Source organism: Streptococcus sp. 2021WUSS126 (assembly GCF_044427255.1).
In the GTDB taxonomy this organism is placed as follows: domain Bacteria; phylum Bacillota; class Bacilli; order Lactobacillales; family Streptococcaceae; genus Streptococcus; species Streptococcus hashimotonensis.
In genome coordinates, this window is sequence record NZ_JAOTGI010000016.1 from 1 (window position 1) to 14,059 (window position 14,059).

A 14,059-nucleotide genomic window follows, 5' to 3' on the forward strand; every position below is an offset into this window, starting at 1 on the left:
GTAAAATGAAACATATAAGACCTCCAATTGAGTGTGGTAATTCCTGTTAGAAGTTGATTGTTTTTTTATTCTAGTGTACAGGTAAATCCACGAATTCTCAACTGGGGGTCTTTACATATTGTCTATAAAAATGATGGACTCCTCATGAAAACGTATTATTGAGTTTTTAAAGGTAAATACTAACTATTATTGTTAGATTGTGTTATACTTGGTAAGTTGCAAATCCAATATCAGTGGTTCGACCCTGATATCTTGTTACAAAAAAAGTTAGATAAGGTAGCTTCGCACTGCCTTGTAAAAGAAAGGAAATGCGTTAGGAAACTAGTTCGGGAAGAGCATTCGAACCCGTGCTAAAAACTTCGTGAAAAAGATAGACTTCCTAGTGTGTTGTCACACTGCGTCAGTCTCCTATTTTCACCTTGTTTTCTTAACGCACTTGGTATCATAATTGAAATTTACTGAATTAAATCTGTCAGAAGACATTTTGCTTGCCGTTGAGAAGGCTGGTTTTGAAACGCCGTCACCTATCCAGGAGCAGACAATTCCGCTTGCTCTGGAAGGAAAAGATGTGATTGGTCAAGCCCAAACGGGTACAGGAAAAACTGCAGCCTTTGGTCTGCCAACCCTCAACAAAATTGACACCAACAATCAAGCTGTACAAGCCCTGATTATTGCCCCAACGCGTGAGTTGGCGGTGCAGAGTCAGGAAGAGCTTTTCAAATTTGGTCGTGAAAAGGGTGTGAAAGTCCGCTCTGTTTACGGTGGCTCAAGCATTGAAAAACAAATCAAGGCTCTTCGCTCAGGTGCCCACATTGTTGTTGGTACGCCAGGGCGTTTGTTGGATCTAATCAAACGCAAGGCCCTCAAACTTGACGGCGTTGAAACCCTCATTCTTGACGAGGCTGATGAAATGCTCAACATGGGCTTCTTGGACGATATTGAAGCGATTATTGAGCGTGTTCCTGAAAGTCGCCAGACCCTTCTATTTTCTGCGACCATGCCAGAGCCAATCAAACGTATTGGTGTCAAATTCATGAAAGAGCCTGAGCACGTTAAGATTGCGGCTAAGGAATTGACCAATGTGAACGTGGACCAATACTATGTCCGTGTCAAAGAACATGAAAAATTTGACACCATGACACGCCTCATGGACGTTGACCAGCCTGAATTGTCTATCGTCTTCGGTCGTACTAAGCGCCGTGTCGATGAATTGACTCGTGGTTTGAAACTGCGTGGCTTCCGTGCAGAAGGTATTCACGGAGATTTGGACCAGAACAAACGTCTACGTGTTATTCGTGACTTTAAAAACGATCAGATTGATGTCCTTGTTGCGACGGACGTTGCGGCGCGTGGATTGGATATTTCAGGTGTAACGCATGTCTATAACTACGATATTCCACAGGACCCAGAAAGCTATGTTCACCGTATCGGTCGTACAGGTCGTGCGGGTCAATCAGGTCAGTCCATTACCTTTGTTTCGCCAAACGAAATGGGCTACTTAGCAATCATCGAAGATTTGACCAAGAAACGTATGAAAGGTCTCAAGCCTGCAACTGCTCAGGAAGCATTTGAAGCCAAGAAGAAAGTTGCTTTGAAAAAGATTGAGCGCGAAATGGCGGATGAAACTATCCGTAGCAATTTCGATAAGTTCAAGAAAGATGCTATTCAGTTAGCTGCTGAATTTACCCCTGAAGAGTTAGCGCTTTATGTATTGACCTTGACTGTTCAGGATCCAGAAAGCCTGCCAGAGGTAGAAATTGCACGTGAAAAACCACTGCCATTCAAGTTTGCACCTGGTCAAGCCAAGGGTAAAGGTGGCCGTGGTGGTCGCGACCGTGATCGTGGTGGCCGTCGTGACGGTGACCGCAACCGAGACCGTGGAGGACGCCGTGGCGACCGCAATGACCGCAACCGTCGTGATGACAAGTTCAAGCGTGACAACCGCCGTCAGGACAACAAAAAACCACATCAACGCACATCAAGTGAAAAGAAAACAGGCTTTGTTATCCGCAATAAAGGGGAGAGATAAGCAGTATTTGACAGACCATAAAGAGTGGTCTGTTTTTTTGAAATCTATTTAGAAAATAATCGAAATAGTTCTTGACAAACAATAAAAACAGAGTATAATTCTATTTAGAAATATTTCTAAATAGATGAGCAAGGAGGCTTATTATGGGATTGTCTGAAACATTGAAGGCAATTTCTGCTCCTATTCGTAGGCAAATTCTAGATAGTCTTAAGTTGGGGCCGAAGTCTGCTGGGGAAATTGTAGAACAATTTCATTTAACAGGAGCAACAGTTTCTCATCATTTATCCACTTTGAAAAAAGCTGGATTAATTTTGGAGGAAAAGCAAAAAAATTTTATTTATTATCGTCTAAATTACACGGTTTTTGAAGAAGTCTTGGTTTGGATTGCAAGTTTAGGAGGGCAACAAGATGAAGAAAATTGACATAAAAACCTTATTAGCAACTTCGAGTATATTTCTACTGATTGCTGTATTGATGATTTGTTACTATGGAGCATTGCCAGACACCATGGTGACACATTTTGGCGTAAATGGTAAGCCAAATGGCTCTATGTCCAAGTATATGGTGACAATTTTGACACCGCTACTATTCTTTTGTGTTCACCTATACATTTGTGTACTTTATGATGTGAAAGGGATAGGAAAAACACCAGTCATTCGAGTGGTCAAATGGCTTTTTCCGTTGCTGGCTCTCATCATTCAACTTGCTTTGCTCAGGTTTTACTTGGGAGGAGAACTGGATTATCGGAGGCTTGTCATTGGACTGCTAGCTATCGGCTATATGGTAATAGGGAATTATTTACCGAAGGAAGAATTGGATAGCAAGACCAATGAAATAGAAAGAAGGGGAAGAAAGCAGGCAGGCTATCTCTTCATCATTGGTGGGCTATTGCTACTAGTTAGTCTGTTAGGCTCACCAACCCTATCTATCCTTGTACTGATTTTGTTTGGTATATCTGTCATAACCTTGAGTCTCTATTATTTTTATCGTCGTTACAAAACCGCTTCATAATTGGAGCGGTTTTTGTTATACTAGAAGTAGCAAAACAGAAGGAAAGTCCATGGGTGTTTTAACAATGGATAGAGCCTTTGTATTCTAAAAAACAATACAAAGGAGAAGACATGATTACTTACAAACAAGATCCTCAACTTGATTTTCAAGCTGTCCTTAACCTCTATGATTCAGTTGGTTGGATAAATTATACTGACCGGCCTGCCATGTTACAGAAGGCTTTGGAACATAGCCTGTTTGTTCTTGCGGCCGTTGACGGTGATCGTCTCGTGGGTCTCTTGCGAGCAGTTGGTGACGGCCATTCAATCGTTTTTATTCAGGACATCTTGGTCCTGCCAACCTATCAGCGTCAGGGAATTGGTCGTCAGCTTTTGGAGCAGGCCATTACCCACTTTTCAGGGATTTATCAGCTGCATCTCTTGACGGACAATACTGAGAAAACGCGGTCTTTCTATGAGGCAATTGGCTTTACAGCCGTTGATAGCCTGGACTGTGTCGCCTACACCTATTTAAAAAAATGATAACAGTTTTGAATGCAGAGGCTGGGAGACCAGCCTTTTGCTTCGAGCAAATGATTTGAATTTCAAATCAAAAAGAGTAGAATAGAACTATCAATAATTAGTGATAAGGAGAGAAACAATGGCAACTGTATTAATTGTAAAGGCCCACCCCCTCGACGCACAAAAGTCCTACGCCTTGCGGGCTTTGGAAGAGTTTCAAACTCGGTACGCCAGTTTGCACCCAGAAGATCGGATTGAACTAGTAGATGTTTTTGAAGACCAGATTCCCGCCTTAGACAAGTCCTTGTTAGAGGCTATGGGAGCAGCAAAAAAAGGTATAGAAATCAGTCCTGAACAAGCGGAGCAGTTAGACCGCTACAATGCCTTGACCCAACAATTTCTTGCAGCAGATAAGATTGTCGTGGTCAATCCCCTTTGGAACCTCAATGTGCCAAGCCAGCTGGTATCCTGGATTAACACTATTAACGTTGCAGGTCTGACCTTCAAGTATGGACCAGAAGGCTCTATCGGTCTGGTCAAGGGCAAAAAATTGTTGCATATCCAGTCCAATGGTGGAGTTTACGCAGGTCAAGATCCAGCAGCCCAATACATCAAGTCTATCTTTGAGTTTCTGGGCTTTGAAGACATCCATCAGGTCTTCATCGAAGGGCAATCGGCTGATCCAAGCCAGGCTCAAGCGATATTTGAAGAAGCTATGGGGAAAATTGATACAATTTTGGAAGTCTTTTAAATAAAAGCCTCGTACTATTTTGTACGAGGTTTTTTTGTCATTTCTGCAATATAGTCTAACTTGCTCTGCCGGCTACGTTTCTTAAAGAGTGCCTCAGCGGACATAGCTTCCTGCTTACTAGCAAAGGCTTCTTGATAGAGCAGGCTGACAGGCAAGCGTCCGCGGGTGTACTTGGCCCCTTTCCCAAGATTATGGGTAGCAAGCCGCTTCTCCACATCAGTCGTATAACCAGTATAAAGACTCCCGTCGGCACATTCCAAGACATAAAAGTAGGCCTTATTTTCCATAATAAATCTCACGAATAGCCGGAGTATAGTCGCCGTTTTCCTCATGGACAACCAGAGGTGACAGGATGTGCAGCCCGTCCACCGAGCCGTCCTTGATAGCCTCAATCAGCAACATATTGGCCTCCTTGCTGGCCTTGGGATAGACAAACTGGATACGTTTGGGAGCCAGCTTGTAGGTCCTTAGCGTGTCCAAAATATCTAAAAATCGGTCGGGTCTGTGGACCATGGCCAAGCGACCATTGGATTTGAGCACCTGTTGGGCCACCTGGCAAATGCTGTCTAGGTTGGTTGCAATCTCGTGTCTAGCTAGGAGATAATGCTCGCTTTCATTGAGGTTTGAGTCTTTATCTACCTTGAAGTAGGGAGGATTGCAGAGCATCAAATCAACCTTGGAGCGTAAATCATACTGGGGCAGATTTGCCAAGTCATCATTGATAACCGAGACCTGTTCCTCCAAACCATTGAGGGCAATGGAGCGACGGTTCATATCCGCCAAGCGCTCCTGCAACTCGACCTGAATAATCTGAGCCTTGGTGCGTGTGGAGGCAAAGAGGCCCACCGCCCCATTTCCACTACAAAGGTCAACAATCAGCCCCTTCTGAGCAGGCATTTTTGGAAAACGCGAAAGGAGGACACTGTCGATCGAGTAGCTAAAAACCTCTCGATTTTGAATAATCTGAACATTTGTCGAGAAGAGCTGGTCAATCCGCTCTCCGTCTAATAACTCAATTTTTTGCATGGTTTTATTATACCATCTTTAGCAGAAAATCTCAGTCCATTTTGGAAGAAAAAAGGAGCGCATTCACCGCTCCTTTCAATCTAACTAAAAAATTCAATCCAAGCCCCAACCAGTAAGAAAGCGATACAGAGATAGATTTGCCAATTTGCTTTCAAGGTCCATTCTTTTGACCAAAAGGCACTACGGGCAGTACCGACAGTCGCAAAGAGCAAGAGTGCAAGCCAGAGGGTAGGCCCTTTGTCCAACCATTCTCCAATGCTACCAAGCAACAACAATATCATCAAATAAAAATTCAAACTCCGATAAAATTCTTTATTAAATTCCTTAAACATATAAAATTCTCACAATACAAAGAAGGAAATGATTATCCAACTAGCAATCAATCCAATCGTCAGATAAATCTGCCATGTTTTTTTTAATCCAGCTACGTGACTTAAAGAAAGCTAGATAACCAGCATAAAGTCCGACTCCAAGCTTGAGAAAATGGATAAACCAAAACGGTCCATTTACAGCAGCATAAATCACTTGTAGGATACAAAGAATGGAGAAGTAAAATTCCCAAGTTCGATAAAATGCTGAATTGAAGTTTTTAAACATAGTGGACTCCAATCTACTTACCCAGTACGAATCTAAGATATATAATCAGCACAATCATTCCGATATAGAAGATATAACCTATGCGAGTGAGCTCCTTTTCTTCGTTTAGGAAAAAAGCTCTGAAAATATGAATAGGAATGATTATTAGAATTAGGCTTGTATACCAGAGTGGCCACTGATCAAAGCTATCATTGGCAGTTGGTAGCAGAAAGCAAATCCAAAATACCATAGAATAAAAATTACTGAAACGGTAGAAGTATTTGTTGAATCTGATTTTCATAATGACCACCTCATTGTCATTATATCAAATTAATAATGTATAATCCAGCAAGTATATGTAAGGGGGGAGATGTTGTTATAAAGAAAAACTATAGCAAAGCTTGCTGTTTTTCTATAAGTATTTTTGGATATTTTTCACACCAAATCTCCTATTTCATGCTAGACTAGTTAATAAGTTAGAATGGAGTAGATGTTATGACAGATTATAAGATTGATACGATTTTGGCACATACTGGCATCAATAACGATGAAAAAACTGGGGCATTGATTTCCCCTATTCACCTTTCGACCACCTATCAACACCCTGAGTTTGGTCAATCGACAGGTTATGACTACACGAGAACAAAAAATCCGACACGTGCCAGTCTAGAGACGACTTTGGCAGCTATTGAAAAGGCCGACTATGCCCTAGCAACGAGCTCAGGTATGGCTGCCCTGGTCTTGCTCTTTAACGGTTTTCCTGTTGGAAGCAAGGTAGTTGCGGCGCGTGATTTGTACGGTGGTTCCTTCCGTTGGTTTAATGAGCAGGAGCAGTTGGGGCGTTTTAGCTTCACCTATGCAAACACCGAGGAAGAGCTACTAGCAGCCATCACAGACCAGACAGATTATGTTTTCCTTGAAACACCGACCAATCCACTCATGGTAGAGTTTGACATTGCTAAGGTTTCGGCTGTCGCCCATGCCAAAGGTGCCAAGGTGATTGTCGATAACACCTTTTACAGCCCTATTTATCAAAATCCACTTGTTCTAGGAGCGGACGTTGTCCTACATTCAGCGACCAAGTACCTGTCAGGGCATAATGATGTACTAGCTGGCGCTTTGATGACCAATGATCAAGCCCTATATGATAAGCTCTTTTATGACCAAAATACATCGGGGCCAACCCTATCTCTACTAGATTCTTACTTACTCATGCGTGGACTCAAAACCCTCTCGCTTCGAATGGAGCGAGCGACACAAAATGCTCAGAAAATTGTTGCCTATTTGGAGAAGAGTCCAGCAGTCAAGCAAGTTTACTACACAGGAAAAGGTGGGATGATTTCGGTTAAGGTGGTAGATGAAAGTCGGATTCCCCATATTCTCAACACCCTGAAAGTCTTTACCTTTGCTGAAAGTCTGGGTGGAGTAGAGAGTCTGATTACTTATCCAGCCACTCAGACCCACGCAGACATTCCAGCTGGGACCCGTCATTCTTATGGTTTGACAGATGATTTGCTTCGTTTATCTATTGGTATAGAGGATGCGGAAGACTTGATTGTAGATTTAAAAACAGCCTTGGAGGGATAAGATATGACACAGTATAATTTTATAGATAGTCCGAATCGCCTATCCCAGCATGCGGAAAAATGGAGAAAAGTAGAGACGGATAAAGAACTCTTACCCTTGTGGATAGCAGATATGGACTTTGAGCCTCTACCAGAAATTCGCCAAGTTATCCGTGACTACGCAGATCATCATGTTTTTGGTTATCCTTATGCTAGTGACAGCCTCTATCAGTCTATTATTGACTGGGAAGATAGACAGCATGGCTATAAGATTGAAAGAGAGTCCATCCTACTCATAGAAGGAGTTGTTCCTGCTTTATCTGTGGCTATTCAATCTTTGACAGAAGAAGGGGATGCAATCCTAATTAATACACCTGTCTATCCACCCTTTGCGCGGACTGTAAAATTAAACAATCGTCAGCTAGTCACCAATTCACTAGTTGATGTGGATGGTATTTTTAGGCTTGATCTTGACCGGCTTGAAAGGGACATTGTAGAGAATCAAGTGAAACTCTATATTTTCTGTAATCCACACAATCCAGGTGGTAGGGTTTGGACAAGAGAGGAAGTTTTGGCGATTGGACGTCTTTGTCAGAAACATGGTGTTATCCTTGTCTCAGATGAAATCCATCAAGATTTAACCTTGTATGGTCACAAGCATTATTCCTTTAACACAGTGGATGAAAGTTTTAAAGAGTTTTCAATCATCTTATCATCTGCGACCAAGACCTTCAATATTGCTGGTACAAAAAATAGCTTTGCAATCATTGAAAATCCAAGCATTCGCAAGACTTTCGCTAAGCGTCAATTGATAAATAATCAGCACGGGATTCCAACGATTGGCTTGTTAACCACAGAAGCTGCTTTCACTTATGGAGATGAGTGGTTGAAGGAGTTGAAGGTTATTTTGGAGAGAAATATAGACTTTGTTGAGGAGTATTTGACAACCCATACAAGGATCAAGGTCATGAAGCCCCAGGGAACCTACCTCATCTGGCTTGATTTTTCTGCTTATGAGTTAGAGCATGCGGAGCTCTTTGATATTCTTCATTGTAAAGCGAAGTTGATTTTGAATGATGGTTTGACCTTTGGTAAGGAAGGTAAGCACCATGCACGTCTGAATGTGGCAGCTTCATTTGATGTCATTGAAGAAGCTTGTCAGCGACTTGGTAAGGTTTTTGGATAAAGAAATAAGGACTAGGTGTAAGTATAATCACCTAATCCTTATTTTTTTGTGTTTTTCGAAATTCTGTCGGGCTCATATGGAAATAATTTTTGAAGGCCGCGCTGAAGGTGAGAGGGTCTTGGTAGCCGACAGAATAGGCGATTTCAGTGATACTCCGAGAAGCATCTTCTAATAGTTGACAAGAACGATTCATTTTTACTTGTAAAATATAATCTTTGATAGAATAGCCAGTTTCCTGCTTAAAAATTTTATAGAGATAGCTTCGGCTTAGAGCTAGAAAATCTGCTATTTCAGAAACTTTAATTGGGTGAGCATAGTGGTTATGGATCATCTTGATGGCTTGCTGAACATAATGCTTGGTTTGTGTTTCAGGCTTAATTAATGTTTCACTTGGAAATTCCTCGATGAGTGCTGCTAAGAGTTGATTGAGATAGCCAATTAAGACCAATTCTGTGATAGAGGGGATGGGATGCATCTGAACATGGTTAATCTGATGCATGTAGCCTAGAATTGGTGACTCTAGATTGGAGTGGAGGTAGTAGTTTTCTAGCAGTTGACTTTGATTCAGTAGGTCTTTTGCTCGTGAACCACTAAAACCAACCCATATATAGGTCCAAGGATCTATATCATCAGCTTGATAGAAAATGGAAACATCCTTTGGAAGAATAAATAAATCGCCTGCAGCAAGATAGCTTGTTTTTCCATCAACAAGAATTTTTCCTCGTCCTTTTGTAATAAAATGCAGGACAAAATTATCACGGATAGTAGGACCGAAGGAATAGCCCTTGTCACATTGTTCGGCACCGTAATGGTCTACATTTAGGTCAAAGTTGTGACTATCAAGCTCGTTATAGATGTTCAGAATATTCATCTTACTCCTCCTTAGGAAACATTATAACATGTTTTAAATACAAAAGGCTATTAAATAAAGCGTTTTCATTTTGTAAAATAATAGCATAAAGAAGAGATGGGAGAGATGAATGTGATTGAGATTTATAATGAAAAACAGATTTTTCACCTGAAAACAAGAGAATTCTCTTATATCATCCAAGTGTTGGAAACAGGAGATCTGGTTCATCGTTATTTTGGGAAAAAAATCGAAAAATTTAGCGATGGAAACAAAATAACATATTTAGATCGATCGTTTTCTCCGAGTCCAATTACTGGGGATAGGACATACTCATTGGATGTCCTCCCACTCGAATATTCTAGCAATGGTCTGGGAGATTTTAGAACCTCAGCAATAGATGTTCGGAACGAATTTGGAGTTACTCTTGACCTAAAATACAAAGAGTATCGATTATACAAGGGGAAAAAAGAACTGAGGGGATTACCAGCAAGTTTTGGAAATCAAGAAGAGGTAGAGAGTCTTGAAATTGATCTTTATGATCAGTTGACAGATGTTACCGTAACACTTCAGTATTCTGTTTTTGAAGAAGCTTCTTATCTCGCACGGTCAGCTACAATTCAAACTGGCAAATATCCATGCAAACTAGAGAAGGTCTTGTCTGCAACTCTTGATTTTCCGCATCAAGATTTCATTGTTCACAGCTTGACAGGACGCTATGCTTATGAAAAAGAGTGGACACAGACCCCATTGACAAAAGGTCAGTATTCGATTGGTAGCATTCGAGGTGCTTCAAGTCACTCAAGAACACCCTTCTTAGCACTAGCCTCACCCGATGCAAGTGAGGACAAGGGCGATGTTTATGCGGCCCACCTTGTCTATAGTGGCAACTTTACAGCATTTGTCGAAACGACAGCCATGGAAACCAGTCGATTGGGATTAGGATTGGAAAGTCACTATTTCTCATGGCAATTGGATAAGGATGACCGGTTTCAAACTCCAGAAGTTCTCTTATCATATACTGATAAAGGATTTACTGGCATGACACAAAATAGTCATCACTTTATCACAAAACACCTTATTCGATCATCGTTTGTAAACAAACCAAGGCCCATTTTAATCAACAACTGGGAAGCGACCTATTTTGAATTTACAGAAGAAAAGATTTTACAGTTAGCTCAGGTCGCAAGTCGAGCTGGTATTGAATTATTTGTTCTGGATGATGGTTGGTTTGGTAAACGAAACAATGATGAAAGTTCATTGGGCGATTGGAAAGTCAATTTGGATAAGTTGCCAAATGGTTTGAATGGCTTAGCAGAGCGAATAAATGAGCTTGGCATGAAATTCGGACTATGGTTTGAACCAGAGATGATTTCTATTGATAGCGATCTTTATCGTGAACATCCTGATTGGGCAATTCGCACAGAAGGACGCTTACCAATTTACAGCCGAGAACAATTAGTGTTGGATTTGACCAAGCAGGAAGTCTGTGACTACATCATTGATAGCGTCTCTTCAATATTAGAATCAGCCAATATTTCTTATGTAAAATGGGATATGAACCGTAATATCACCAATATCCCTGAAGGTTTAGCAAATGACCAGCGCTTTGAGTTCCACCATCGTTACATGCTAGGTCTCTACCGTGTATTAGACCACCTTACCAAGCGATTCCCAGATATTCTTTTCGAATCCTGCGCAGGCGGTGGAGGTCGTAATGATTTGGGAATCATGTATTACATGCCGCAAGCTTGGGCAAGTGATGATACAGATGCGATTGAGCGCTTATCTATTCAAGAAGGTACTAGTTTGATTTATCCCCCTTCCTCAATTGGCTCACACGTCTCTGCCGTTCCAAACCATCAGGTTGGTCGTATCACACCTCTTGCTACACGAGGCAATGTGGCTATGATGGGAGGAGCATTTGGTTACGAGCTGGATTTAACGAAACTTTCGGAAAAGGAATTGGATGAAATCAGTCAGCAAATCGAAACCTATCATTCCATTCGTGAAACTATACAATTCGGTCAGCTCTACCGTCTGAAAAAGACGACCAATACCTGGGCTGCCAATTATGTTAGTCAAGATAAGAATCAAGCGGTCTTTACATTTGTAAAAATTCTTGCCAAGCCAGAAGCGCCTTTGCTTCATGTTCGGTTGAAGGGGCTAGACCCAGATGCCTTGTATGGATGCCCACAATTAGGAGAGACATTCTACGGGGATGAATTGATGAACATTGGGCTTACAATGCCACATGTTCAAAAAGATTATTTTAGTGTGCAATATATTTTTAACAAAATCTAGGAGGATTTTATAATGAAAATGAAAACATTTTTAAAATGTGCATCGGTTTGTGCTTTTGCCAGCTTTTTGGTTGCTTGTGGGAATGCAAGTAGTAGCGATAAGGTAGAAATTGAATATTTCTCACAAAAACCTGAAATGCAAGCAACTCTGCAGGAAATTATTGATGATTTTGAAAAAGAAAATCCTACGATTGATGTTAAATTTTCAAATGTACCAGATGCAGGAACTGTTTTGAAAACCCGTATGGCAAATAACGAAGCGCCAGATGTCATCAACATTTATCCACAAAATGCGGACTTCAAAGCATATGCAGCGGATGGTCGTTTCCTAGAAATTGGTGATGATGCAGGTCTTAGTCATCTAAAAGATGGTGCTGTAACGCCTTATCTTGTTAATGAAAAAAATTACACCCTTCCTTTGACAGCTAATGCTTATGGTATTTACTATAATAAAGATAAGTTCAAAGAGTTGGGACTGGAAGTTCCGACTACCTATGCAGAATTTGTAGCTTTGGTAGACAAAATCAAGGCTGATGGCAGTGCAGCACCATTTGCCCTTTCATTGAATGACGCTTGGTCATTGAACGGCTACCATCAGTTAGCTTGGGTAACTGTTGCGGGTGGTTTTGATGGTGCTGAAGATATTCTAATCCGCAGTGCAAAGGGAGCGATTCAAGATGATGCTACAACAAAAGCTGTCTTAGAACGCTTGCAACTACTGACTGATAACGGACAAAAAGGTGCGACAGGCGCGCTCTATGCAGATGCAGTGGCAGCTTTTGCGGCAGGAGATGCTCTCATGCTTCCACAAGGTACATGGGCAGCTACAGCTGTTAACCAACAAGAACCAGAATTTGAATATGGTATGTTTACATTCCCTGGTGATAAAGAAGGGGGCGACTATACCATCGGTGCAGCTGACCTTGCTCTATCTATTTCCGCAGATACAGAGCACCCAGAAGAGTCTAAAAAATTCCTAGAATACCTCTCACGTCCAGAAGTTATCCAGAAATACTATGATGTAGATGGCTCACCAACTTCAGTTGAAGGTGTAAATACAGAAGGTAAGTTTGAAGAAACTGCTGGAGTTACACAATATGCCTTCGCTGACAAACATGTAGTTTGGTTGCAATCTGAATGGGAATCAGAAGAAGAGTTCTGGAATATCACTGTTGAAATGGTTAAAAATCCAAACTCAGCAGAATTAGTGAAAAAACTGAATGCGTTCTTTGACCCAATGAAAAAATAATCCAGGAAAACTATAAGCAGAGGCTAGTTGTAGCCTAGCCTCCTTATAGTTGCCTAGTGTCAGTTTTAGTAACCCTATGGGATTCCTTGAACTGAGACTAAGCAACTATAACTTTATCAAAAAGGAGTACCATGATGAATCAAAAAGGATTTATTGCTAAATATTGGCCCTATCTATTTGTTGCCATACCAATTGGCTTACAGTTAATCTTTTTCTTCTATCCTCTATTTACAGGTATCTATTATAGCTTGACGGATTGGAATGGATTGACATCTGATTTCAAACTAATCGGTATTCAGAATTACTTAGATATTTTAAAAAATCCTGATTTTTATACTTCCATGACTTTTACCATTATCTTCACCATTGGTTTGGTCATCGGAGAAATTGTTATAGGGATTTGGTTGGCTAGTCTCCTCAATCGTAAGATTAAAGCAGTTGGTTTCTTTAGAACCTGGTATTTCTTCCCTGCGGTTCTTTCAACAGTTACTTTGGGTTTGATTTTCGTTCAGCTGTTCAACTACGGTTTTACACAGATTGGTGAGATTCTGCATATCGATTGGTTGATGGAAAACTTATTGGTACAAGAAAATACTGTCATTCCAGCCGTACTTTTTGTGGCTCTCTGGCAAGGGTTGGCGATGCCAGTCATCATCTTTCTGTCTGGTTTACAGAGTATCCCAGAAGATGTGAAAGAAGCAGCTGCAATCGATGGCGCAAGTCGTTCTCAACAGTTCTTCAACATTGAGCTTCCATTCTTATTGCCATCTATCAGTATGGTTTTCATCTTGGCAATGAAGTCAGGTTTGACAGCATTTGACCTTATCTTTGCACTGACAAGTGGTGGCCCAGATGGCAAAACAGAATCCTTGGGTTTACTCGTTTACAACTATGCCTTTGTAGACAACAAATTCTCTTATGCCAATGCTTTGGCTGTAGTACTCTTCATCTTCATTATTGTCATCTCATTGATTCAGATGAGAATTTCGAAGAAATTTGAAATTTAGGAGGACTGT

At 41.1% G+C, this 14,059-nt stretch carries 15 protein-coding genes; 10 read left to right on the forward strand and 5 right to left on the reverse strand.

What is annotated here, in order from left to right; all coding sequences use genetic code 11:
• The first annotated feature begins 448 nt into the window (after nt 1-448).
• The 5 genes from ODU39_RS07115 to ODU39_RS07135 all read left to right on the forward strand — a co-directional run bounded on the left by ODU39_RS07115 (nt 449) and on the right by ODU39_RS07135 (nt 4,291).
• Complete coding sequence (locus tag ODU39_RS07115; RefSeq protein WP_398580148.1) at nt 449-2,029, forward strand: DEAD/DEAH box helicase; 1,581 nt, start codon at nt 449-451, stop codon at nt 2,027-2,029.
• A gap of 143 nt (nt 2,030-2,172) precedes the next feature.
• Nucleotides 2,173-2,451: an autorepressor SdpR family transcription factor gene (locus ODU39_RS07120; RefSeq protein ID WP_398580149.1), complete on the forward strand. Its 279-nt coding sequence runs from the start codon at nt 2,173-2,175 to the stop codon at nt 2,449-2,451.
• Nucleotides 2,438-3,040, forward strand: coding sequence for a DUF1648 domain-containing protein (locus ODU39_RS07125; protein WP_398580150.1), 603 nt, complete (start codon nt 2,438-2,440; stop codon nt 3,038-3,040). The genes ODU39_RS07120 and ODU39_RS07125 overlap by 14 nt, the downstream gene beginning before the upstream one ends.
• A gap of 110 nt (nt 3,041-3,150) precedes the next feature.
• Nucleotides 3,151-3,561 carry a GNAT family N-acetyltransferase gene (locus ODU39_RS07130; RefSeq protein WP_105257473.1) on the forward strand — a complete coding sequence of 137 codons (411 nt, stop codon included), beginning with the start codon at nt 3,151-3,153 and terminating at the stop codon, nt 3,559-3,561.
• 118 nt (nt 3,562-3,679) lie between these two features.
• Complete coding sequence (locus tag ODU39_RS07135; RefSeq protein ID WP_105135926.1) at nt 3,680-4,291, forward strand: FMN-dependent NADH-azoreductase; 612 nt, start codon at nt 3,680-3,682, stop codon at nt 4,289-4,291.
• Nucleotides 4,292-4,305: 14 nt separating this feature from the next.
• Here ODU39_RS07135 and ODU39_RS07140 read toward each other — a convergent pair whose 3' ends face one another.
• The 4 genes from ODU39_RS07140 to ODU39_RS07155 all read right to left on the reverse strand — a co-directional run bounded on the left by ODU39_RS07140 (nt 4,306) and on the right by ODU39_RS07155 (nt 5,914).
• Nucleotides 4,306-4,578, reverse strand: coding sequence for a GIY-YIG nuclease family protein (locus ODU39_RS07140; RefSeq protein ID WP_044768123.1), 273 nt, complete (start codon nt 4,576-4,578; stop codon nt 4,306-4,308).
• Entirely contained in the window at nt 4,568-5,317 is a 750-nt protein-coding gene (locus ODU39_RS07145) for a tRNA1(Val) (adenine(37)-N6)-methyltransferase (protein ID WP_398580151.1), read from the reverse strand. Before ODU39_RS07145 ends, ODU39_RS07140 begins: the two co-directional genes overlap by 11 nt.
• An 80-nt stretch (nt 5,318-5,397) precedes the next feature.
• Complete coding sequence (locus tag ODU39_RS07150; RefSeq protein ID WP_398580152.1) at nt 5,398-5,649, reverse strand: hypothetical protein; 252 nt, start codon at nt 5,647-5,649, stop codon at nt 5,398-5,400.
• Nucleotides 5,650-5,689: 40 nt separating this feature from the next.
• Nucleotides 5,690-5,914, reverse strand: coding sequence for a hypothetical protein (locus ODU39_RS07155; protein ID WP_398580153.1), 225 nt, complete (start codon nt 5,912-5,914; stop codon nt 5,690-5,692).
• A 474-nt stretch (nt 5,915-6,388) separates the two neighbouring features.
• Between ODU39_RS07155 and ODU39_RS07160 the strand changes: the two genes are divergently transcribed.
• Nucleotides 6,389-7,480, forward strand: a complete 1,092-nt coding sequence (locus ODU39_RS07160) for a cystathionine gamma-synthase (protein WP_398580154.1) — start codon at nt 6,389-6,391, stop codon at nt 7,478-7,480.
• A gap of 3 nt (nt 7,481-7,483) precedes the next feature.
• Nucleotides 7,484-8,644 (forward strand): MalY/PatB family protein, encoded by a 1,161-nt coding sequence (locus ODU39_RS07165; protein ID WP_398580155.1) that lies wholly within the window; start codon nt 7,484-7,486, stop codon nt 8,642-8,644.
• Nucleotides 8,645-8,675: 31 nt separating this feature from the next.
• Here the strand turns inward: ODU39_RS07165 and ODU39_RS07170 are convergent, their stop codons facing one another.
• On the reverse strand, nt 8,676-9,515 hold the full coding sequence (locus tag ODU39_RS07170) for an AraC family transcriptional regulator (RefSeq protein WP_002937318.1): 840 nt from the start codon (nt 9,513-9,515) through the stop codon (nt 8,676-8,678).
• 105 nt (nt 9,516-9,620) lie between these two features.
• Here ODU39_RS07170 and ODU39_RS07175 point away from each other — a divergent pair, with 105 nt between their 5' ends.
• From ODU39_RS07175 to ODU39_RS07185, 3 genes are all read left to right on the forward strand, one after another.
• Entirely contained in the window at nt 9,621-11,795 is a 2,175-nt protein-coding gene (locus tag ODU39_RS07175; protein ID WP_205014755.1) for an alpha-galactosidase, read from the forward strand.
• Between the two features lie 12 nt (nt 11,796-11,807).
• The gene (locus tag ODU39_RS07180; protein WP_398580156.1) at nt 11,808-13,043 is read left to right on the forward strand and encodes an extracellular solute-binding protein; all 1,236 of its coding nucleotides are present in this window, start codon (nt 11,808-11,810) and stop codon (nt 13,041-13,043) included.
• 134 nt (nt 13,044-13,177) lie between these two features.
• Nucleotides 13,178-14,050, forward strand: a complete 873-nt coding sequence (locus ODU39_RS07185; RefSeq protein ID WP_014636472.1) for a carbohydrate ABC transporter permease — start codon at nt 13,178-13,180, stop codon at nt 14,048-14,050.
• Nucleotides 14,051-14,059: the final 9 nt, after the last annotated feature.

Bases quoted from the DNA above. Each gene is read 5' to 3' on its own strand.
- ODU39_RS07180 (WP_398580156.1), top strand. From the start codon at position 11,808: ATGAAAATGAAAACATTTTTAAAATGTGCATCGGTTTGTGCTTTTGCC.
- ODU39_RS07130 (WP_105257473.1), top strand. From the start codon at position 3,151: ATGATTACTTACAAACAAGATCCTCAACTTGATTTTCAAGCTGTCCTT.
- ODU39_RS07135 (WP_105135926.1), top strand. From the start codon at position 3,680: ATGGCAACTGTATTAATTGTAAAGGCCCACCCCCTCGACGCACAAAAG.
- ODU39_RS07155 (WP_398580153.1), bottom strand. From the start codon at position 5,914: ATGTTTAAAAACTTCAATTCAGCATTTTATCGAACTTGGGAATTTTAC.
- ODU39_RS07165 (WP_398580155.1), top strand. From the start codon at position 7,484: ATGACACAGTATAATTTTATAGATAGTCCGAATCGCCTATCCCAGCAT.
- ODU39_RS07125 (WP_398580150.1), top strand. From the start codon at position 2,438: ATGAAGAAAATTGACATAAAAACCTTATTAGCAACTTCGAGTATATTT.
- ODU39_RS07120 (WP_398580149.1), top strand. From the start codon at position 2,173: ATGGGATTGTCTGAAACATTGAAGGCAATTTCTGCTCCTATTCGTAGG.
- ODU39_RS07170 (WP_002937318.1), bottom strand. From the start codon at position 9,515: ATGAATATTCTGAACATCTATAACGAGCTTGATAGTCACAACTTTGAC.
- ODU39_RS07150 (WP_398580152.1), bottom strand. From the start codon at position 5,649: ATGTTTAAGGAATTTAATAAAGAATTTTATCGGAGTTTGAATTTTTAT.
- ODU39_RS07175 (WP_205014755.1), top strand. From the start codon at position 9,621: ATGAATGTGATTGAGATTTATAATGAAAAACAGATTTTTCACCTGAAA.
- ODU39_RS07160 (WP_398580154.1), top strand. From the start codon at position 6,389: ATGACAGATTATAAGATTGATACGATTTTGGCACATACTGGCATCAAT.
- ODU39_RS07185 (WP_014636472.1), top strand. From the start codon at position 13,178: ATGAATCAAAAAGGATTTATTGCTAAATATTGGCCCTATCTATTTGTT.
- ODU39_RS07140 (WP_044768123.1), bottom strand. From the start codon at position 4,578: ATGGAAAATAAGGCCTACTTTTATGTCTTGGAATGTGCCGACGGGAGT.
- ODU39_RS07145 (WP_398580151.1), bottom strand. From the start codon at position 5,317: ATGCAAAAAATTGAGTTATTAGACGGAGAGCGGATTGACCAGCTCTTC.